The sequence below is a fragment of the Kitasatospora sp. NPDC048715 genome, from assembly GCF_043198905.1.
Lineage (GTDB): Bacteria > Actinomycetota > Actinomycetes > Streptomycetales > Streptomycetaceae > Kitasatospora > Kitasatospora lactacystinica.
This window is the reverse complement of the sequence record NZ_JBICVH010000004.1, coordinates 23,180-42,877: the sequence shown is the minus strand read 5'-3', so window position 1 is coordinate 42,877 and position 19,698 is coordinate 23,180. Positions and strand designations below refer to the sequence as shown.

The 19,698-nt window shown below is 72.2% G+C and carries 12 protein-coding genes; 5 read left to right on the top strand and 7 right to left on the bottom strand.

Features of this window, described 5'->3' with window-relative positions; genetic code table 11:
• The first annotated feature begins 1 nt into the window (after position 1).
• Entirely contained in the window at positions 2 to 211 is a 210-nt protein-coding gene (locus ACGFSC_RS09315; RefSeq protein ID WP_359912847.1) for a ferredoxin, read from the top strand.
• 66 nt (positions 212 to 277) lie between these two features.
• Here ACGFSC_RS09315 and ACGFSC_RS09310 read toward each other — a convergent pair whose 3' ends face one another.
• The 6 genes from ACGFSC_RS09310 to ACGFSC_RS09285 all read right to left on the bottom strand — a co-directional run bounded on the left by ACGFSC_RS09310 (position 278) and on the right by ACGFSC_RS09285 (position 7,493).
• Positions 278 to 1,795 carry an MFS transporter gene (locus tag ACGFSC_RS09310; protein WP_359915482.1) on the bottom strand — a complete coding sequence of 506 codons (1,518 nt, stop codon included), beginning with the start codon at positions 1,793 to 1,795 and terminating at the stop codon, positions 278 to 280.
• A 296-nt stretch (positions 1,796 to 2,091) separates the two neighbouring features.
• The gene (locus ACGFSC_RS09305) at positions 2,092 to 2,865 is read right to left on the bottom strand and encodes an SDR family oxidoreductase (protein ID WP_359915484.1); all 774 of its coding nucleotides are present in this window, start codon (positions 2,863 to 2,865) and stop codon (positions 2,092 to 2,094) included.
• Positions 2,866 to 2,965: 100 nt separating this feature from the next.
• Positions 2,966 to 3,334: a YciI family protein gene (locus ACGFSC_RS09300; protein ID WP_359915486.1), complete on the bottom strand. Its 369-nt coding sequence runs from the start codon at positions 3,332 to 3,334 to the stop codon at positions 2,966 to 2,968.
• 136 nt (positions 3,335 to 3,470) lie between these two features.
• Complete coding sequence (locus tag ACGFSC_RS09295) at positions 3,471 to 4,841, bottom strand: FAD-dependent oxidoreductase (protein ID WP_359915488.1); 1,371 nt, start codon at positions 4,839 to 4,841, stop codon at positions 3,471 to 3,473.
• Positions 4,842 to 4,882: 41 nt separating this feature from the next.
• Positions 4,883 to 5,692: a TIGR03084 family metal-binding protein gene (locus ACGFSC_RS09290; protein ID WP_359915490.1), complete on the bottom strand. Its 810-nt coding sequence runs from the start codon at positions 5,690 to 5,692 to the stop codon at positions 4,883 to 4,885.
• A 310-nt stretch (positions 5,693 to 6,002) separates the two neighbouring features.
• Positions 6,003 to 7,493, bottom strand: coding sequence for an MFS transporter (locus ACGFSC_RS09285; RefSeq protein ID WP_359915570.1), 1,491 nt, complete (start codon positions 7,491 to 7,493; stop codon positions 6,003 to 6,005).
• A 208-nt stretch (positions 7,494 to 7,701) separates the two neighbouring features.
• On the opposite strand from ACGFSC_RS09285, the gene ACGFSC_RS09280 reads away from it, so the two are divergent.
• Positions 7,702 to 8,376 carry a TetR/AcrR family transcriptional regulator gene (locus tag ACGFSC_RS09280; protein WP_359915568.1) on the top strand — a complete coding sequence of 225 codons (675 nt, stop codon included), beginning with the start codon at positions 7,702 to 7,704 and terminating at the stop codon, positions 8,374 to 8,376.
• A gap of 422 nt (positions 8,377 to 8,798) precedes the next feature.
• Positions 8,799 to 9,569: a helix-turn-helix domain-containing protein gene (locus tag ACGFSC_RS09275; protein ID WP_380359350.1), complete on the top strand. Its 771-nt coding sequence runs from the start codon at positions 8,799 to 8,801 to the stop codon at positions 9,567 to 9,569.
• A 190-nt stretch (positions 9,570 to 9,759) separates the two neighbouring features.
• Here the strand turns inward: ACGFSC_RS09275 and ACGFSC_RS09270 are convergent, their stop codons facing one another.
• A complete protein-coding gene (locus ACGFSC_RS09270) occupies positions 9,760 to 11,136 on the bottom strand; it encodes an MFS transporter (RefSeq protein ID WP_359906763.1) in 1,377 nt (458 codons plus the stop codon).
• Positions 11,137 to 11,800: 664 nt separating this feature from the next.
• Here ACGFSC_RS09270 and ACGFSC_RS09265 point away from each other — a divergent pair.
• Positions 11,801 to 17,839: an acyltransferase domain-containing protein gene (locus tag ACGFSC_RS09265; protein WP_359906760.1), complete on the top strand. Its 6,039-nt coding sequence runs from the start codon at positions 11,801 to 11,803 to the stop codon at positions 17,837 to 17,839.
• Positions 17,836 to 19,662, top strand: a complete 1,827-nt coding sequence (locus tag ACGFSC_RS09260; protein WP_359906757.1) for a non-ribosomal peptide synthetase — start codon at positions 17,836 to 17,838, stop codon at positions 19,660 to 19,662. The genes ACGFSC_RS09265 and ACGFSC_RS09260 overlap by 4 nt, the downstream gene beginning before the upstream one ends.
• Positions 19,663 to 19,698: the final 36 nt, after the last annotated feature.

Genomic DNA, 19,698 nt, shown 5'->3' with positions numbered 1-19,698 from the left:
CATGCGGATCCGTACCAACCCCGACAGCTGCATCGGCGCGGGCCGGTGCTACCTGGCGGCACCCGACCTGTTCGACCAGGACGACCGTGACGGCACGGTCGTGGTGCTGGCCGAACGGGTCGCGGGGGCCCAACTCGCGGGCGCCCGGACGGCGGTCGAGGAGTGCCCGACGCGCACGCTGTCCCTGACCGAGGAATCGGACGTGCCCTGAGGAACGGACGGGGCCGGCGCGGGACCCGTGGGTCCCGCGCCGGCCCCGTCGGGTCGGCCGGTCAGGTCACTGACCGCTGTTGCGGCCCGCCCGCTGGAAGTAGACCCCGGCCAGCAGGGCCAGCAGGACGAAGACCCCGGTGGAGACGGCGGCGACGGCGTTCAGCCCGCTGACGAACGCCGCGTGCGCCGTCTTCAGCAGCGCCGCGGAGGCGTCGGCCCCGAGCTGCGCGGCCTCGGCGGCGGCGCCGGCGACGGTCTCCCGGGCGCGGTCGGAACCGACGCCGTTCATCTCGCTGCTGTAGACCGCGGAGCCGATCGTGCCGAGGACGGCCAGACCGAGCGCACCGCCGAGGTAGTTCGCGGTCTCCGCCATCGAGGCGGCCGAACCCGCGCGCTCCGGCGGCACCGAGCCGACCACCAGACCGATGCCGAGCGCGAACATCGGACCGGCGCCCAGACCGATGACCGCGGTGCCGAGCACGATCGGCCAGGGGCCGTGCTCACCGTTCACCAGGATCAGCACCGCCGCGCCGATCGCGGAGAGGAACATGCCGCCGACGATCGCGGTCCGCGGCGTGATCGAACGGATCAGGGCCGGCGTGGACATCGTCCCGACCGCCATGCACAGGCCCATCGGGACGAACCAGAGCGCCGAGGCCAGCGGGGAGTAGCCGAGCACCGTCTGCAGCAGCTGGGTGACGTTGAGGGCGGTGCCCGCGAGGATCATCCCGGCCAGCGCGAGCGCGGTCAGCATGACCGTGAACGAGCTGTTGGCGAAGAGCCGCAGGTCGAGCAGCGGGTCCTCGCCCTTCAGCTGACGGCGCACGAACACGGTGCCGAACAGCAGGCCCACGACCAGCGCCGCCACACCGGTGACGGTGCTCGCGGTGCCCAGCGTGAGGACCTTGATCGCGTACACCACCGGGAGGATCCCCAGCAGCGAGAGCACGACGCTGGTGAGGTCCAGGCGGCGGGACTGCTCGGGGCGGAACTCCGGGAGCAGGATCGGCCCGGCGATCAGCACCACGGCCGCGACCGGGACGGCCAGCAGGAACACCGCGCCCCACCAGAACGGCGCGAGCAGCACGCCGCCGAGCACGGGCCCGAGGGCGGCACCCGTGAAGGTGCAGGTGGCCCAGATCGAGATGGCCTTCCCGCGCTGCTTGTCGTCACGGAAGATGTTGGTGATCAGGGCGAGGGTGGAGGGCATCAGCGTGGCGCCCGCGATGCCCTGCACGCCGCGCGCCGCGATCAGCATGATCGGGCTGGTCGCCCAGGCGCAGGCCAGCGAGGCCAGGGCGAACACCGCCATGCCCGCCATGAGGAGTCGGCGGCGCCCGATCCGGTCGCCGATGGTCCCCATGGTGATCACCAGACCGGCGACCATGAATCCGTAGGCATCGGTGATCCACAACTGCTGGACACTGCTGGCACCCAGGTCGGCGGTGAGCTTGGGCAGCGCCAGGAACAGGACGTTCGCATCCAGCGCGACCAGCAGGGTCGGCAGGGCGAGAACCGCCAGTGCCAGCCAGGGCCGCGCGCTCGTGCGAGGGAGGTCGGTTTCCGCTGTAGTGACGGACATGGCCGTGATGCGTCCTTTCGATCATTTCGGAATGTCGCTCACTACGTTGTCGAAGCAGCGGGCCGATTCTTGCGCCGGTTCGCGGAACTTTTTTGAGAAGACTTCCGCGACGCCCGGCGGATCCACGGTCTTCGCTGGTCAGACGCGTGGAGCCGATGGTGATCGACACCATCGGCTCCACGTGAGGACACTTGTTCGAATGTTCTCGGACACCTGGGGTCCGTCGGGAGCGTCAGGGTGCTCCGGCCGGCGCTCCGGCCTACGGTCCACGGGTCGCCTGCGGGACGGACGCGGGATCAGTGGTGGTACTCACCGCAGTTGACGTCGAGGCAGTGGCCCGTGACGGCGCGCGCCAGGTCCGAGGCGAGGAAGAGCACCGCGTCGGCGGTCTCCTCCGGGGTCTGCAGGCGGCGCAGGTCCATGTCGGCGGCCACCTCCTGGTAGCCCTCCTCCAACGACAGGCCGCGCATGGCCGCGAGTTCGCCGATGAACCCCTTCACCTTGTCGGTCCACATCGGCCCGGGCGCCACGGTGTTCACCCGGATGCCCTCCGGGCCCAGCTCGGTGGCGAGCATCTGGGCCGCCGCGAGCAGGCCCGACTTGGCGATCTTGTAGGCCCCGCAGGCACGCTTGGAGTGCCGCAGGACGGACGAGTTGACCATGACGATCGATCCGCGGCTGTCCCTCAGCGCCGGGGTGAACAGCTTCGACAGCCGCAGCGCCGCGTAGACGGTCACCTCCATGCCGAGGCGCACGTCGTCCAGGTCGGTGTCGTGGAGTTCCGTGTGCGGCGGCTCCACGAGCGCGTTGTTGATCAGGGTGTCGACCCGGCCGAACGCGTCGAGCGCGGCGGCGACGAGTGCGCCGGCGGCATCCGGATCGGTGATGTCGGTGGGAACCGCCAGCGCGCGGCGACCGGTCTCCTCGACGGCCTTGGCCACCTCGTCGAGGTAGGACGCGGTGCGCGCCACGAGTACGACGTCGGCTCCCGCCTCGGCGCACCGCACGGCGAGCGTCCGGCCGAGACCGGATCCCACGCCCGACACGACGACGACCTTGTCTCGGAGCAACTCCGGAACCTTCATGTGTTCGTCCTCTCGATGCACAGCACACGGACTGGCGAGGGCGCGGGGCGGAGCCCGGGGGCCGTGAGGCCCCCGGGCGGCCGGGTCAGGCGGAAGCGCCCTCGCTGAAGACGATCGGACGGACCTCGATGCCGAGGCCCTCGACCGCGGCATCCGGGATCATCGCGGCGACCTCGTGGGCGCGCGCCAGGTCCGCGACCTCGATGATGTAGGTGCCGCCCACGTATTCCTTGGCCTCGGCGTACGGGCCGTCGGTCACCGCGGGAACGCCGCCGCGAACGCGAACCACGGAGCTCTGGTCCGGGCCGGCCAGAGCGAGGGTCCCGACGAACTCACCGGTGGCCTTGATCTTCTCCATGAACGCACCGTGGCCCTGGAAGACCGCGTTGCGCTCCTCCTCCGGCAGCGCGGCGAGGACATCGGCGTTCGGGTACATCATGATCAGGTACTTCATGGTTCCGCTCCTTGCGACGTGAGGCGCCCGGTGGGGCCTTCACTCCTAAGTCGGCGCTGATCCGCCGATCTCGACATCTGGCGACATCCTCGCGAAAAACTTTTTTCCGCACCAGCGGAACCCGGTACCGGCCGGCTCACGGAGCGGGCACGCCGAAGGCCGAGGGCGGTACCGGACGGCGGGCCGCGCGCAGCACGCGCAGCAGCGTCCGAGGGTGCATCAGGGACTGTGGGGAGGCCACGAGTCCGGCGATCCGCACCAGCGCGTCGGTCACCCGGGGGTCGTGCACCGCAGCCCGCTGGGCCAGCGCGGCGTACCGGTTGACCAGGGCGGTCTGGAGGTTCCGCTTGCCCTTGACGCCCCGGTAGCCCAGGTCGGTCACCGCCGCGAACGACCACGGGGAGCGGATCTCGCGGGCGATGTCCCGGAAGTACGCCTGGGGCGTGGGAAGCCGCCGCCCGGCGGCGTGCCGGCGCAGCACCAGCGCCTGCAGGGCGGCCGAGGTCATGCCCTGGGCGTAGGCGGGGTTGAAGCTGCAGATCGCGTCGCCCATCACCAGCAGTCCGGCCGGAAAGCGCTCCAGCCGGTGGAAGTCCCGGCGGACGCTGGCCGGAAAACGGAAGCGCAGCGGTTCGTCCAGGGGTTCGGCGTCGCGGATCGCCTCGTAGATCTCGGGGACGGGCAGCGACCGGACGAAGGCGTGGAACCCTTCCGGGTCGGTGGGCGGGTGGTCGCCCAGGAGCCCGGTCACCGACAGCTCCACCTGGTTGTCCTCGCCGGGCACCCGGTAGAAGAACGCTCCGCGCGGGTGCGAGGGCGTGGCGGCCGGGATGATGGCGATGTCACTGTCGAACGGGTCCTTCTCCAGGCGGTAGTGGCGGGTGGTGTACGCCAGGTCGATCTCGATCCGCTCCTCCGGCGGCGCCTGGTACCCGAGGTCGGCCAGCCACCGCGGGGTCCGCGAGCCGCGGCCGGTGGTGTCGACGACCAGGTGCGCGGAGAGCGTCCGCTCCTCGGCCCCGGGGGTGCGTGCCTGCACCCTGACCCCGGTGACCCGGTGTCCGGAGGCGTCCGTCACCGGGGCGACGATGTCGTGCTCCTCCAGGAACGACACCTCCGGCAGCGCCCGCACCCGCTCGCGCAGGTGGTGTTCGAGCACCGGCCGGGTGGCGGGCACGGACGGCAGGCCGGTGCGGGCGGGGCTCAGCCGCAGCCCGTTGAAGTACCACTGGATGTCGTTGCTGAAGTCCCCGGGCCGCACCCCCGCCGCGATCAACTCGTCGGTGAGGCCCGGGAACAGCGACTCCATGATCTGGTGGCCGCGGGCGACCAGCCCGTGGGCGTGGTTGCCGTGCGGGACGCCGCGGCGCGGGCCGCGGACCCCGAGGATCTTGTCGCGTTCGACGATGACGACCCTCGGGTAGGACTCGGAGAGCACCCTGGCCGCCAGCAGGCCCGCAATGCTTCCGCCGAGAACCACGGCACATTCGTCGGTACGGGTGGCCATGAAGGTCCCCTCTCTCGGATTTCCGGACGGGTGACGGAGGGTCAGTTCCCGGGCTGCGAACGGAACTGGCCGGGCGCGCGGCCCTCCCCGGCCGGGCCGCGGTAGGCCTGGGCGAGGTCGAGCCAGGCGTCGGCGTCCTTGCCCTCGGCCGTCAGGGCCAGGTCGTCGCGGTGCCGGCGCCGGGTCACCAGCAGGCAGAAGTCGACGGCGGGGCCGCTGACGCGCTGCTCCGCGTCGGCGGGGCCGAACTCCCACCGGGCTCCCGACGGGGCGGTGATCTCGAAGCGGAACTCGGCCTCGGGCGGCGTGAGCCCGCGCGCCTGGTACCCGAAGTCCCAGGTGCGGACCGCGAATTCGACCAGGTAGCGGAGCCGGTCGGTGTGCTCGCGGTGCACTCCGAGCGTGTCGGCGATGTCCTGGCCGTGGCCGAACAGCTCCATCATGCCGGCCGCGGCCAGCACGGGCGCCGGCAGCGGGCGGACCAGCCACGGCACCGGTTGGCCGGCCGGGACGGCCGCCAGGGCCTGCTCGGCGGTCCGGCGCTCGGCGTTCCACCGCTCCAGCAGGAGCTGCGGCGTACCGGACGCCAGGTAGGGCTTGAGGGACTGCTGCACCGCGCCGTCGAAGTCCTGCCCGATGCCGGCGGCCATCGCCTTGAACGCCTCGGGGTCGCCCGCGGCCATTCCCGCGATCTTGAAGGTGGCCGCGAGGTGGGCGATCTGGTGGGCGACGGTCCAGCCGGGCGCGGGCGTGGGCCGCTTCCAGTCGGCGTCCGCCAGGTTCGCCACCAGGGCTTCGACGGCGTCGCCGTCCGCCGCCAGTGCGGATATCACGTCCTGCGAGTCGGGCATGCCTGTTCCTTCCGTAGGGGGGATCCGGATGCCGACGCCGTCTCGACGCACGCTGCGGGGCGTCGGATCGGGGGCCAGCCCAGTATCGGCCGGGCGCGGATCGGCGGGCTTCTCTGCTCGTGCTGAGCGCTCGGCCCGCTCCGCGGCGCTCCCCTCCCCTTGCCTGTCCGTACCCCCGTGCGTCCGCTCCTGCGGCGGAACACGGCAGGCCGGCCGACCGACGGGTTCGTCGGTCGGCCGGCCTGCGTGCTCCCGGTCGGTGGGTGGGTCGGTCGGTCAGTCGGTCAGTCAGCCGGTTCGGTCGGTCGGTTCAGTCGGTCACCGGCTCCAGGCCGACCAGGGCGAGCCGGTGCCGGCGGCTGATGTACCAGGCGGCCGCGCCGCACAGCAGGGCGAGGACGGAGACCGCCACCAGGACGGCGGAGGGCGAGGACACCAGGCTCGCCAGCAGCAGCGGCCCCATCAGGCCGCCCAGCCGGTTGAACAGGGAGACCCACCCGGTGGTCCGGCCGCGCCGTTCCGGATCCGCCAGGTCGGCCGCGATCGGGAGGAAGATCGCGGCCATCGAGTTCACCGAGAACAGGGCCGCCACCAGCGCGCCCGCGGCGATCCAGCCCACCTCGGCCACCGCGCCGCTGGCCGTGAGCGCCAGCAGCAGCACCGCGGTGACGGTGGCCAGGCCCGCCGCCATGGAGGTCGGTCCGAAGCGGCGGTAGCCCAGCATCAGCAGCAGGGCGCACGGGATCATCACGATCGCCGCGATGGTGAGCATCAGGTTCGCGGTGTGCACCGGTACGCCGCCGATCCGGGCCAGGCTCGGCACCCAGGTGGTGAGGCCGAAGGTGAGCAGTCCGATCAGGGTGGCGAAGGCGCGCTGGAGGCCGTGGGTGAGGGCCCGTGAGGACCTGGGCAGGTGCTGGACGGCCGACGGCGCGCCCGCGGCCACCGGGGCGGGGGCCGAGGTGCGGTTGGGGACGAAGGGGGTGAGGAGGGCCAGCACGGCACCGGTGGGGGCGCCGATCAGCCACAGGATCCGCCAGCCGAACACCGGTTCCAGCCACAGCGCCGAGCCGGCGGCGACCAGGTAGCCGACCGCGGTGGCGACGACGGAGAGTGCCACCACCACCGATCCGCGGACCTTTCCGCCGACGGTCTCGGTGAGCAGGGTGATCAGCAGCGGGGCGAGGCCGCCGACCGCCACGCCCATCAGGGCGCACATCACCAGGTTGCCCTCGAAGGTGGGCATCGAGCCGCACATGCTGGTGGCGGTGAACCCGAGGGTGGCGATCAGGTAGGAACTGCGGCGGCCGATCCGGTCGGTGAGCACGCCGAACAGCAGCGCCCCGGTCGCCGTCCCGGTCAGTCCGCAGACCGCCAGCAGGGAGGCCGCGCGGGGATCGAGCCCGTACTCGGCCCGCATGCCGGGGATGACGAAGCCCAGGGTGGAGGTCTTGCTGATGTCGATGGTGAGGGCGGCCGTACCGATGAGAAGAATCAGCAGCCGGCCGCGCCGCCCCGTCCCGGAGTCGGCCTCGACGGATTTCGGCCGCCCGCGCAGGGCGGCGCCGACCACCACGATCAGCAGTCCGGCGAGGGCGGTGAACATCTCCGGCATCTCCGACAGGGCCATGCCGTGCAGCTTCCGGCCGTCGTCGGCCGACATGTGGTCCATCGGCATCGCGGGATCCATCGCGAAGGAGTGCCGGAAGGCCACTGCGGAGGAGACCAGCACGATCAGGCTGCCCAAGGAGAGGAGCAATGTGGCGCCGGTGATCCGGCCGGGGCGTGTGGTGGTGGACAAGAGCGACCTCCGTCGAGCGCTGGTGTGGTGGTCGCGCGACCGGGCGTCGACATTTCTCCTCCGGCCGTCGGCCGCCCCTGGAATGTCGCGCTGAGTGACTGGAAAGCTATGCCCGGCGCCGCGCGGGCCGCTTCTCGCATTGTGCGGGGATCGGAGGGTTGTGGGCGCGAACGTACCTGACATAAGGGCGTTTTGCTTGACTGAGGGAATGAGTCCGCGTCGCACGGATCCCGGTGCCCGTCCGGCACTGGTGGACATCGCCGCCCGGTTGCTGGCGGAGGAAGGGCCGCAAGCGCTGTCCGCCCGCCGCATCGCGAGCGAGAGCGGCACCTCCACCATGGCCCTGTACACCCACTTCAACGGAATGCGCGGGCTGGTGCGCGCCATGGTTCATGAAGGGTTCACCCGGCTCCAGCACTACTTCACCCTGGTGGAGTTCAGTGACGACCCGGTGAGCGACCTGGCGTTGCTGGGTCGTGCGTACCGGTGCAATGCGCTGGCCAACCCCCACCTGTACGCGGTGATGTTCGGGGGCTCCTCGCTGGCCGGGTTCTCGCTGGGCGAGGAGGACCGGCAATACGGCCGTTACACTCTGGCCGGCGTGGCCGAGTGCGCCGCCCGCTGCATCGAGGCGGGCCGGTTCCGCTCGGAGGACGCCGAGCTGGTGGCGCATCAGATGTGGTCCGCGGTGCACGGTTTGGTGGTCCTGGAGCTCGGCGAATACCTGACCGAGCCGTGCGACGCCGATCGGCTGCTGGAGGCGCAGCTGGTGGGGCTGATGGTCGCGGCCGGCGACATCCTGGAGGCCGCGGTCGCATCGGTGGCGGCCTCCGTGGAGCGACTGTGGGAGGAGGTGGACCCGGCGACGACCGATTCGGACTGACGGCGGGGCCGGCGCGATCCGCGGTGAATTCCCGAACGATTCCGCTCCGACGCCGGACCGGCGCAGCCGTCACACGAGTACTCCTGAGTCACATCCGTCCCGTCCGTGACATCCGTATGCCCCCCTCCGGCGCATCTCGTCAATTGCTTCAATAGTTCAAACACATACCGGCCGGTATTCCACCCCTCGGCTTTGCCAAATCAACGCGCGAGGAAGTCGTTGAACTTGTCATGTCCGCCTGCTACGGTCATCAGTCGTTATCACGGTGCCACGGTGTGTCACCGTCGCTTAACAGAAGGGAGCGGGTAAACCTCGCGCGCTCCGGTATTTCAGGCCGCCCGCCCCCCTCGGCCGCGTTCCAGGACGCAATACCGGAGCGGAGTTTCCGTCGTCCACCGGTACTGCGAGAACCTGGAGTCATTGTGAAGCCCGCAATCGAAGAGGCCGTGGCCCGAGCCATCGAGGTCATGCACGAGAACATCGGCGAAATACTGACCATAGACGACATGGCACAGGCGGCCGTCTACAGCAAATTCCACTTCTCCCGGGAATTCCAGCGGGTGACCGGGGTCTCACCGAGACGCTTCCTGTCCGCCATCCGCATCGAGGCCGCCAAACGTCTGCTCATCGAGACGGACCTCAGCGTGACCGAGATCAGCCACCGCGTCGGCTACAACAGCGTCGGCACCTTCAGCTCACGGTTCGCCAGCAGCGTCGGCACGTCGCCCACGATGTTCCGCCAGTTACGCGGCTTCACCACGAGCATCGAACTCGAACGGCGGCGCTGGGCCCGGCCCACGGATCTCGCCACCGTCCGCGGCGAGATCCGGGCTCCCGTCGCCGACGGCCTCGGCCGCGTCTTCGTCGGGCTCTTCCGCACCCGCATCCCGGAGGGCCGGCCGGCCGCCTGTACCGTCCTCCCCCGCCCCGGCGCCTTCCTCCTCGAACACGTGCCGCCCGGGACCTGGTACCTCCTCGCCCACTCCGTCCCCGCCTCCTTCGACGAAGTCCTCACCGGCGAGGTCTCCGTCGGCTCCGTCGGCCCCGTCGAGATCAGGGCGAACGTCCCGCCGAAGCCGCTCGAACTGCGCCTGCGGCCCGTGCACGCCCTCGACCCGCCCGTCCTGCTCGCACTGCTGGACGTCCGGGCGGCGGCCCTCGCCAGGAACGAAAGGCTCTCCGAGGCGGGTTGAGCCGGCGCCGGGGAGCCGGCCGCACGGCCCGGGGGCGGGGCTCCGGGCCCACGGGGGCGACGGCCGGCACGGGACGGGGGACGGCGGCGGGTGCGGCACGGGGGACGACGGCCGACGCGCCACGGGCTCCCCGGACATGACGAAGGGGCGGTGGCCGGCTCACGCCGGCCACCGCCCCCGGGAGGAGAAATCAGGCCCGTCGCCTCACGGCGATGACCGCCGCACCCACCACGCACGCGACGGCGGCGGTGACGTAGGCGAGGTGGTACCCGGCGAGCTGGTCGGCGCTGGTCCCCGCGACCAGGACCATCACCGCCACGCCCGCGCTGGCGCCGATCTGCTGCGTCACCACGTTCACCGCGCCGGCGACGGCCTGCTGCTGCTCCGGGACGCCGGAGAGGCCTGCGGACGTCATCGAGGGGAAGTTCAGCCCCTGGCCGATGCCGCTGACCACCAGACCGGGCAGTACGTGCAGCACGTAGTTGCCGTCCTGCGGCGTGCCCAGCCACAGGCCGGTGCCCACGCCGATCAGGACGAGGCCGACGGCCATCAGCGTCCGCGGGGAGTACGTGGCCAGCAGGCGCCCGGTGGCGAAGTTGGCGGTGAGGAACACGGCCAGGGACATCGGCACCAGGGCGATGCCGGACTCGAAGGGCGAGTAGTGCAGCATCCCCTGCAGGTACAGGGGCGCGAAGAACAGCATCCCGACCGAGCCCATGTACTGGAGGAACGCGGCCAGGCTCGCCTCCCGCACCGAGCCGATCCGGAGGAGGCCGAGCGGAAGCACCGGGTCGGCGGTGCGGTGCTCGCGCACCACGAACAGCACCAGGGAGAGCACCGCGCCGCCTAGCACGATCCACGCCGTGGCGCCGCTGCTGCTCACACCGACGACGAGCAGGGTGAGGCCGAGCGTGCCCGTGATCGCCCCGGGCAGGTCCAGCCGACCGCGGTGCCCGACGCCGCCGGGCAGTCCGATGCGCGTCGCGCCCAGCACGCCGAGACCCACCAGCACCGAGAACCACAGCACCGAGCGCCAGCCGAAGAACTCGGTCAGGACGCCGCCCAGCAGCACCCCGCCGCTGAAGCTCGCGGCGCCGACGGCCGCGTACACCCCGAAGGCCCGGTTGCGCGCCGGACCGGCCGGGAAGGTGTCGGTGAGCAGGGCCAGCGCGGCCGGCCCCGACAGGGCGGCGCCGATGCCCTGGACCGCTCTCGCGCCCAGCAGCGTCACGGTGTTGGGGGCCACCGCCCCGACCAGCGCGGAGACGGTGAACAGGGCGACGCCTGCCTCGAACACCCGCCGCCGCCCGATCACGTCGGCCAGTCGGCCGCCCACCAGCAGGAAGCCGGCGAACGTGACGGCGTAGGCGGTCATCACCCACTGGAGCGTGCTCTCGTCCAGGTGGAAGCGCTCCCCCACCGAGGGCAGCGCAGCGTTGAGCACTCCGAGGCCGCTCACGTCCAGGGCCAGCGCCCCGGCCAGGACGCCGAGTGCGAGTCCCGGCCGGCGGACCGGTGAGGCCGCGGCGCCGGTGGTGTCGCCGGTGGTGTCAGTGGTGTCGGTCATGCGGGCCTGCCGTGGAAGTCGCGGCCGGTGAGTGCCCGCCCGAGGTGGTCGCTGCGTCCGGGTAAGGAGCTGTTGGCATCGGCTGACGCCCTATCAAATTTGTCAACTGCCATGCGGACAGCTTGCATTGGTCGATCGTCCGCTGTCCACTCCGCCCCGCGCCCGCAGATGGAACTGAACGGTACCGTCCGAGGAGATCGAATCGGACACTTTGGCGATCAAATCTCGCCAGCGCTTCAACCGGCCCGCAAAGTGCGCAATCCTGGAGTCGCCGGACTCTCCGCACTCAAGGGCGGACGAAAGAAAGCGGCACTGCGAAATCCCGGCAGCGAGATTGCACGACAGATCCACCGGCAGGGCCGCACGGGGGCGGCGAGAATTCCACAGTGAGCCGCTGAATCGCGACCACCCGCGTCACCTCGAAGTTTGCCGTCGTCACCATGCACGACCACACCGCTCGGCCGGAGCTTCGGGCAGCCCTTCCCCCCTCCCCGCGCGAGGAGCAGTGGTGCCCGGTCGCACGTCCATGCATGTCATGTACAGGTCGGATCCAGCATTCGCAGTCGAACTGCCTTGATACGGAATACCTGACGAGCCCCCCTTGTGAACGATCGGTTGTGAAGCTCCACCCGCCCATTTCACCAGCCCTGCTGAGGGAGTCGCCATGCCCCAAGAGCGCGCAGCGCGAGACATATCCGCCGTCACGGACTTCCTGCTATCCCGTTTTGCCGAGCTGTTGGACCTGTCCGCGAACTCGGTGGACCGGTGGGCGCCGATGCACCGGTACGGATTGGACTCGCTGAAGTCGGTGAACCTCGCGGCCGCCCTGTCCGAGTTCCTCGGCTGGCAGGTTCCCGCCACCTGGATGTGGCAGTACCCGACCGTCGACGGCCTGGCCCGGGCACTCGTCGAGGGCCCGCGTGCCGCGGAGCCCGCCCCGACCACCCGGCGCCGCACGCCCTCGCACGAGCCCGTCGCGGTCGTGGGCATCGGCTGCCGGTTCCCCGGAGGCCCGGACCCGTCCGCGTTCTGGCGGCTGCTGGTCGAGGGCGGCGACGCCGTCGGACCGGTGCCGGGCGCCCGCCGCGAGCTGCTGAACGACCGGGTGCGCTGGGGCGGATTCATCGACGGCATCGACCGCTTCGACCCGCTGTTCTTCGGCATCTCGCCCCGCGAGGCCGTCCAGATGGACCCGCAGCAGCGCCTGATCCTGGAACTGTCCTGGGAGGCGCTGGAGGACGCGGGCATCGCGCCGCACAGCCTGGTCGGCAGTGACACCGGCGTGTTCATGGCCTCCTGTTGGGGCGACTACGCCGCCCTGGCGCACTACCGCGGCCCCGACAGCCAGATCACCCCGCACACCGCGACCGGCATGCACGACGGCATCATCGCCAACCGCGTCTCCTACATCCTCGGCCTGCAAGGCCCCAGCATGGCCATCGACTCCGCCTGCGCGGGCTCGCTGATCTCGGTGCACGTCGGCTGCCAGTCGATCCAGCTGGGCGAGAGCGACCTGGTGCTCGCCGGTGGCGTGAACCTGAGCTTCGTATCCGACTACTACACCGCCATGGACGCGATGGGCGCGCTCGCCCCGGACGGCCGCTGCAAGTCCTTCGACGCCCGCGCCAACGGCTACGTCCGCGGCGAGGGCGCCGGCGTCGTCGTGCTCGCCCCGCTGAGCGTGGCGCTGGAGCGCGACCTGCCGGTGTACTGCCTGATCAAGGGCAGCTCCTCCAACAACGACGGCCTGAGCAACGGCATGACGGCGCCCAACCCCCAGGCGCAGGAGAAGATGCTCCGCACCGCCTGGCAGCGGGCCGGCATCTCCCCCGACCTCGTGGACTACATCGAGTGCCACGGCTCCGCGACGCCGCTCGGCGACCCGATCGAGGCCAACGCCATCGGCGCCGTCCTGGGCGGCGACCGCCCGCAGCCGCTGCGGCTCGGCTCCGTCAAGTCCAACGTCGGCCACCTGGAGGCGGCCGCCGGGATCGTCGGCCTGGTCAAGCTCGCGATGTCGATGCGCAACGGCGTGCTGCCGCCGAGCCTGCACTACACCGCGCCGAACCCGCAGATCCTGTTCGACGAGTACAACCTCACCGTCCAGGACCGGCTGGAGCCGTGGCCGCGGCACTCCGACGCCCGCCGCGGCGGCGTCAGCTCGTTCGGGTTCGGCGGCTCGATCTGCCACGTCGCCGTCGAGGAACTGCCGCGCCCCGAGGCCTCGCTCCTGCTGCTGGCCGCGGACTCCCGCGAGGCGCTGGCCGAGCGGGCCCGGGCGCTGCGCGACGCGACCGACCTGCGCGCGCTCTGCCGCCGCACGCCCGGCGACGGCCCGTTCCGGCTCGCGGCCACCGCCCGCGACATGGCCGAACTCAGGAGCAGCCTCGACGCCTTCGGCAGCGGCGCGCAGGCCCCCGGACTGAGTGTCGGCGAGCAGACCGGCCGCCGGCCGCGGGTGGCGTTCCTGTTCTCGGGCAACGGCTCGCAGTGGCTCGGCATGGGCCGCCAACTGCTCGCCGGCCAGCCGGTGTTCCGCCGCTCCATGATGAAGTCCGACAAGCGGATGCGGGAGCTGCTCGGCTTCTCGCTCGTCGAACAGCTGCTGGCCCCCGACGGCCGCCTCGACGACATGGACGTCTTCCAGCCGCTGCTGTTCTCCCTGCAGGTCGCGCTGGCCGAGACCTGGCGCTCGCTGGGGGTGGAGCCGGACGTCGTCGTGGGGCAGAGCGTCGGCGAGTTCGCCGCCTCCCACATCGCCGGCGCCCTCGACTTCGACGACGCCTCCCGCCTGGCCGCCCACCACGGCCGGCTCCTCCAGCTGCTGGCCGTGGGCCGCGGCGAGGGCATCGTGGTGATGACCCCCGCGGACGAGGTCCGGCCGCACCTGACCGGCGGGCTCACCCTCTCCGGCTACAACGGCCTCAGCTCCACGCTCGTCACCGGCACTCCGCAGGAGATCGACGACCTCGTCGAGCGGCTGACCGCGGCCGGCGTCACCAACCACCGGGTGCGGATGGGCCACGCCCCGCACTCGGCACTGGTCGACCACGTCCTCGCCCCGCTGAAGGTCGAGCTCGACGGCATCAGGCCCCGGAGCACCCGCATCCCGATGATCTCGACGGTCACCGGCGAACTCGTCGACGGCGCGGAGCTCGGACCGGACTACTGGGCGGACAACCTGCGCCGGGAGATCCGGGTGGTCGACGCCCTGACGAAGCTGCGCGACCACGACGTCGACGCGGTGATCGAGATCAGCCCGCACCCCCTCCTGCTCAAGTCGGCCTCGGAGATCCTGCCGGCGACCACCCTGCCCTCGCTGCGGCGCGGCGCCGACGAGGCCTCGACCCTGCTCGGCTCGCTCGGCGCCCTGTACGCCGCCGGGCACCCCGTCGCGGCCCACCCCTTCCTGGCCGGCGACCGGGGACGGCACGTCGCGCCGAGCCCGGGCGACGCCGCGGCCGACGGGCAGCTGCACCTGGTGCCCGTCACCGCCCGGACCGCGGGCGCGCTGACCGACACCTGCCGCGAGCTGTCCAACCACGTCGAACGCGACCCCGGCCTGCGGGTCTCCGACCTCGCCTACACCCTCGCCGCCAGGCGCACCCACCACAGCCACCGGATCGCGCTGTTCGCCCGCGACCGGCAGGACGTCCTGGACGGACTCGCCCGGGTCGCCGCCGGGCAGCCGCACCCCGACGTGGTCACCGGCACGGTCTCCGGCAACGCCGACCGGCGGGTGGCACTGGTGTTCTCCGGCGGCGGCACCCAGTGGGTCGGCATGGGCCGCGAACTGCTGCGCTCCCACGCCGGCTTCCGGGCCTCGATGCACGCCTGCGACGCCGCCGTGCGCGCGGCCGGCGGCTTCTCGGTGCTCGACCACCTCGCCGCCCCCGCGGAGGAGGCCCGGTACGAGGAGATGGACTTCCAGCAGCCCGTGCTGTTCGCCCTGCAGGTCTCGCTGGCGAAGGTCTGGCTCGACCTGGGCATCGAGCCGACGGCCGTCGTCGGGCACAGCCTGGGCGAGGTCGCGGCCGCCTGCGTGGCCGGCGCGCTGTCGCTGGAGGACGCCGCCCGGGTCGTGGTCTCGCGCTCGCACCTGCTGGAGCGCAAGGCCGCCGAGGGCGCCATGATCTCGGTCGACCTGCCGGAGGAGGAGCTGCAGCCGCGGCTCGCCCCGTACGCCGAGCACGCCGCCGTCGCCGTGGTCAACAGCCCCACCAGCGCGGCGGTCTCCGGCTCGCCCGAGGCCGTCGACGCCCTGGAGGCCGACCTCCGGCGGGACGGCGTCTCGGTCCGGCGGATCCGGGTCGAACGGCCGGTGCACAGCCCCGGCATGGACCCGCTGATCGAGCCGCTGCGCGAGAGCATCGACGGCATCACCCCGCTGGCGCCCGCCATCCCCTTCCACTCCACGGCGCTGGCCGACACGGTGAACCCGGTCGCCGACGTCGACTACTGGGTGCACAACCTGCGCAACCAGGTCCGGTTCGCCGAGACGATCGGTGCGCTGGTCGACCGGGGCGTCTCCACCTTCATCGAGATCGGCCCGCACGAGACGCTGCGCGGCGCGGTCGAGGAGATCGGACTGTCCCGCGGCGTCCAGGTGCACGCGATCAACTCCCTGCGGCGCGAGGAGAGCGACGTCCGCTGCCTGCTGGGCGCCGCCGCCTCGCTGTACGTCAGGGGCCTGCCGCTGACCTTCGACCCGCTCTTCGCCGACGACGTCGAACTCGTGGAGACCCCGCTCGTCCAGTGGCAGAAGGAGCGCTACTGGATCGACACCGAGCCCCGCGCCGCGGCGGCGCCCGCCCCGGCCGTCGGGACCGCGGCCGTCGCCCCGGCCGCGACGGTGGCCGCCCCGGTCGAGGTGCGGCCGGCGGCGGCCCCGGCCACGGCGGACCGGCCGGTGCCGGAGGTCGTCCTCGCCGAACTGGCCGACGCGCTGGGCGTGCCGGTGAGCAGGTTCGACGAGAACGCCGGTCTGCGCGACTTCGGCCTCGACTCGATGCTGGCCATCCGCCTCGTCAACAGGATGCAGGCGGTGCTCGGGCACCGGGTGTCGCCGGTGGTGTTCCTGGACGGGCGCTCCATCGCCGAGGTCGTCGGCCACTTCGTCGGGCTCTCCGGCGGACCGGCCGCCCCCGCCCCCGCGGCACAGGCGCCCCAGGCGCCGGCGGCGGCCGCCCGGCCCGCACCGGTCCCCGAGGCCGCGCCGAAGCGGTCCTTCCTGGAGGACCTGTCCGAACTGGACGCCGAGGAGCTGGTGGAGGAGCTGGACGCGCGCGGGCTGCTGGAGGCCACCGACGCGCCGGCGCTGGAGCAGCTGCGCGCCGAAGGCCTCGGTCTCGAAGTGGCGCCGGCCTCGCACGGCCAGGCCTCGCTCTGGTTCATGCAGATGGTCGCGCCGGACGCCGTGCCGTACAACTTCATGGTGACCGCCCGGATCCGGACGGCGGTCGACGAGGAGGCCCTGGAGCACGCCGTCCGGACCGTGCTGGACCGGCACCCCGCGCTGCGCACCGTCTTCGTGGAGGCGGGCGGCAGCCCGTACCAGGTCGTCCTGGACGAGCCGGTGTACGAGTTCCTCGTGGTGGACACCTCCGACCTGGACGACGAGCAGGCCCGCGAGGAGCTGGCCCAGTACGGGCACGAGCCGCTCGACATGGACAACGGGCCGCTGGTGCGGATCGTCCTCATGCGGCGCGGACCCTCCGACCACTACCTGATGGTGCTCGTCCACCACATCGCGTCGGACGCGGCCTCGGCCGACGTCATGATCCGCGAACTCCAGGAGTACTACGAGGGCGCCGACCCCGCCCGCAGCGCGCCGGTCGCCCCGTACACCGAGTTCGTCGAGTGGGAGCGGCAGTGGCTGGCCGGTCCGGCGGCCGAGGCGGCCCTGGACTGGTGGTCGCGGAAGCTGGCCGACCCGCCCGCCCACCTCGACCTCTCCAGCAAGGAGCGGCCGCCGGGCGTCACCTACGAGGGCCGCGACATCGCGTTCCGCTGGAGCGCCGAGGAGACCCGCCTGCTGCGGGAGTTCGCGGTGCGCGAGGGCGTGTCGGTGAGCACCGTCGTGCTGGCCGGGTTCTTCGCCACGCTCAACCGCGCGGCCGGGACCGAGGACTCGGTGCTGGCCACCGCCATCGCCCAACGGGCCGAGCCCGGCTGGGAGTCCGCCATCGGCTACTACCTCAACACCGTGCTGGTGCGGGCGAACCCCTCCGGCGGGCGGAGCTTCCGCGAGCTGCTGAGCGAGGTCCACGCCTACTCGCTCGGCCTCCTGGAGCACATGAACTACCCGCTCGACCTGCTGGCCTCCCAGCTGAAGCCGCCGCGCGCCGAGGGCCGCTCCCCCTGGTTCGACGTGGTGGTCAACTGGCTGTCCTCGGACGCCTTCCCCCGCTCCGTCAAGCTCTTCCACGGCGTCGGCGAGACCATCGCCCCGGACGGCGCGCTGCCGCTCGAACCGCTCCAGGTGCGCCGGCACCTCGCCAAGTTCGACCTGGAGATCTCGATGGCCGACATCGACGGCAGGGTGGCCGGCCACGTCCAGTTCAAGCCGAGCTACCTGGAGCGGCGGACCGTGACGGCCCTGCTCGCGCTGTACCGCACCGTGCTCTTCGACTCGATCGCCCGACCCGACCAGGCCCTCGGCGACATCGCGCCGACCGGCCTCCCCAAGGAGACGGACAAGTGACGGAAACCCTGCACTCCGAGTTCATCGCCCAGGCGGTCAAGAACCCCGACGCGACCGCGGTCTACTCCGACGCCGGCGTCCTGACCTACGGCGAGCTGAACGAGCGGTCCCGGGTGCTGGCCGAGCGGCTGGTCGCCGACGGCGCGGGCCCCGGCGTCCCGGTCGGCATCTGCGTCGAGCGCACCCCCGACCTGCTCGTCGCCGTCCTGGCGGCCCTGCGCTCCGGATCCTGCTACCTGCCGCTGGACCCGAACTACCCCGCCGACCGGCTGACCTTCATGGTCCAGGACAGCGGGACCCGCCTGCTGCTCACCACGCCCGCGTCCCGGGCCAGTTGCCCGCCCGGGCCGACGGTCGTCGTGCTCGGGGACGGCGTGACCACCGAGGCCGGCGCGAAGCCCGTCGCGGTCGTGCCCGAGGACACCGCGTACGTCATCTACACCTCGGGCTCCACCGGCAGGCCCAAGGGCGTGGCCGTGCGGCACTCCGGCGCCGTGGCGATGCTCGCCGAGATGGACCGGGTCCTGGAGGGCTGCGACCTGAGCGGCGTCTCGGCCGCCAGCTCGATCTGCTTCGACCTGTCCGTGATGGAGATCTTCAACGCGCTGTGCCGCGGCGGCGCCGTGGTGCTCGTCGAGAGCGCCGTGCACCTGCCGGAGAGCCGGTACGTGGACCGGGTCACCCACCTGTCCGTCGTCCCGTCGGTGATGAACGGCCTGCTCGACGCCGGCGCCCTGCCCCCGAACGTGCGCTCGATCGTGTTCGGCGGCGAGGCCCTGCGCCGCAAGCTGGTCGACCGGGCCTACCAGGAGACCGGCGCCACCCGGGTGTTCAACGCCTACGGCCCCACCGAGGGCACCGTCTTCTGCTCGTTCGGGCTGGTGCCCGAGGAGGGGACCGACGAGCCGACCATCGGCCCGCCGACCACCACCGACCTGGTCTACGTGCTCGACGACGAGCTGAAGCCGCTGCCGGTCGGCGAGGCCGGCGAGCTCTACCTCGGCGGCGTCGGCCTCGCCCACGGCTACGTCAACCGGCCGCGCACCACCGCCGAGCGGTTCCTGCCGGACCCGTTCCGCAGCGGCGAGCGCATGTACCGCACCGGGGACGTCGTCAAGTTCACCGAGAGCGGCGAACTCCAGTTCCTCGGCCGCTCCGACCACCAGGTCAAGCTGCGCGGCTACCGGATCGAGCTGGAGGAGGTCGAGGCCCGGCTGACCGCCTGCCCCGAGGTCCGGGAGGCCGCCGCCACCGTCCGGGGCAACCGGCTCGTCGGCTACGTCGTGCCCGCGGGCGACGGCGCGCCGCAGGACGGCCCCCGGCTGGACGCCGCGCTCCAGAGCGCCGTCACCGGCAGGCTCGCCGTCGAACTGCCCGACTACATGGTGCCCGCGACGCTCGTGTTCCTGGACGCCCTCCCGCTGGGCCCGGGCGGGAAGCTCGACCGCAACGCGCTGCCCGAGCCGCCGGCCGCCGACACCGACGGGCCGCTGACCGCCGCCACCACGCCGACCGAGATCGCGCTGTCGGAGATCTGGGGCCAGCTGCTCGACCTCGAACCGTCGACCATCGACGTGCAGTCCGCCTTCTACGACCTCGGCGGCGACTCGCTGCTGCTCGTCCGCCTCGCCCGGCTGATGACCCGGCGCTTCGACCGCCGCGTCCGCGTGCCCGACCTCTTCAGCTTCCGCGACATCGCCTCCCTCGCCCGCTGGCTCGACGACGAGTTCGGCGCCACCCCCGAGGTGGTCCAGTCGGCCCGCCAGCGGGCCGGCGCCCGCCGTGCCGCCCTGCGCGGCCGCGGCGGCGCCACCGGCCGCTGAGTCACGCCCCCTACCCGACACGAAGCAGGAGCCTTC

Bases quoted from the DNA above. Each gene is read 5' to 3' on its own strand.
- ACGFSC_RS09315 (WP_359912847.1), top strand. From the start codon at position 2: ATGCGGATCCGTACCAACCCCGACAGCTGCATCGGCGCGGGCCGGTGC.
- ACGFSC_RS09310 (WP_359915482.1), bottom strand. From the start codon at position 1,795: ATGTCCGTCACTACAGCGGAAACCGACCTCCCTCGCACGAGCGCGCGG.
- ACGFSC_RS09300 (WP_359915486.1), bottom strand. From the start codon at position 3,334: ATGAAGTACCTGATCATGATGTACCCGAACGCCGATGTCCTCGCCGCG.
- ACGFSC_RS09295 (WP_359915488.1), bottom strand. From the start codon at position 4,841: ATGGCCACCCGTACCGACGAATGTGCCGTGGTTCTCGGCGGAAGCATT.
- ACGFSC_RS09290 (WP_359915490.1), bottom strand. From the start codon at position 5,692: ATGCCCGACTCGCAGGACGTGATATCCGCACTGGCGGCGGACGGCGAC.
- ACGFSC_RS09280 (WP_359915568.1), top strand. From the start codon at position 7,702: ATGAGTCCGCGTCGCACGGATCCCGGTGCCCGTCCGGCACTGGTGGAC.
- ACGFSC_RS09270 (WP_359906763.1), bottom strand. From the start codon at position 11,136: ATGACCGACACCACTGACACCACCGGCGACACCACCGGCGCCGCGGCC.
- ACGFSC_RS09265 (WP_359906760.1), top strand. From the start codon at position 11,801: ATGCCCCAAGAGCGCGCAGCGCGAGACATATCCGCCGTCACGGACTTC.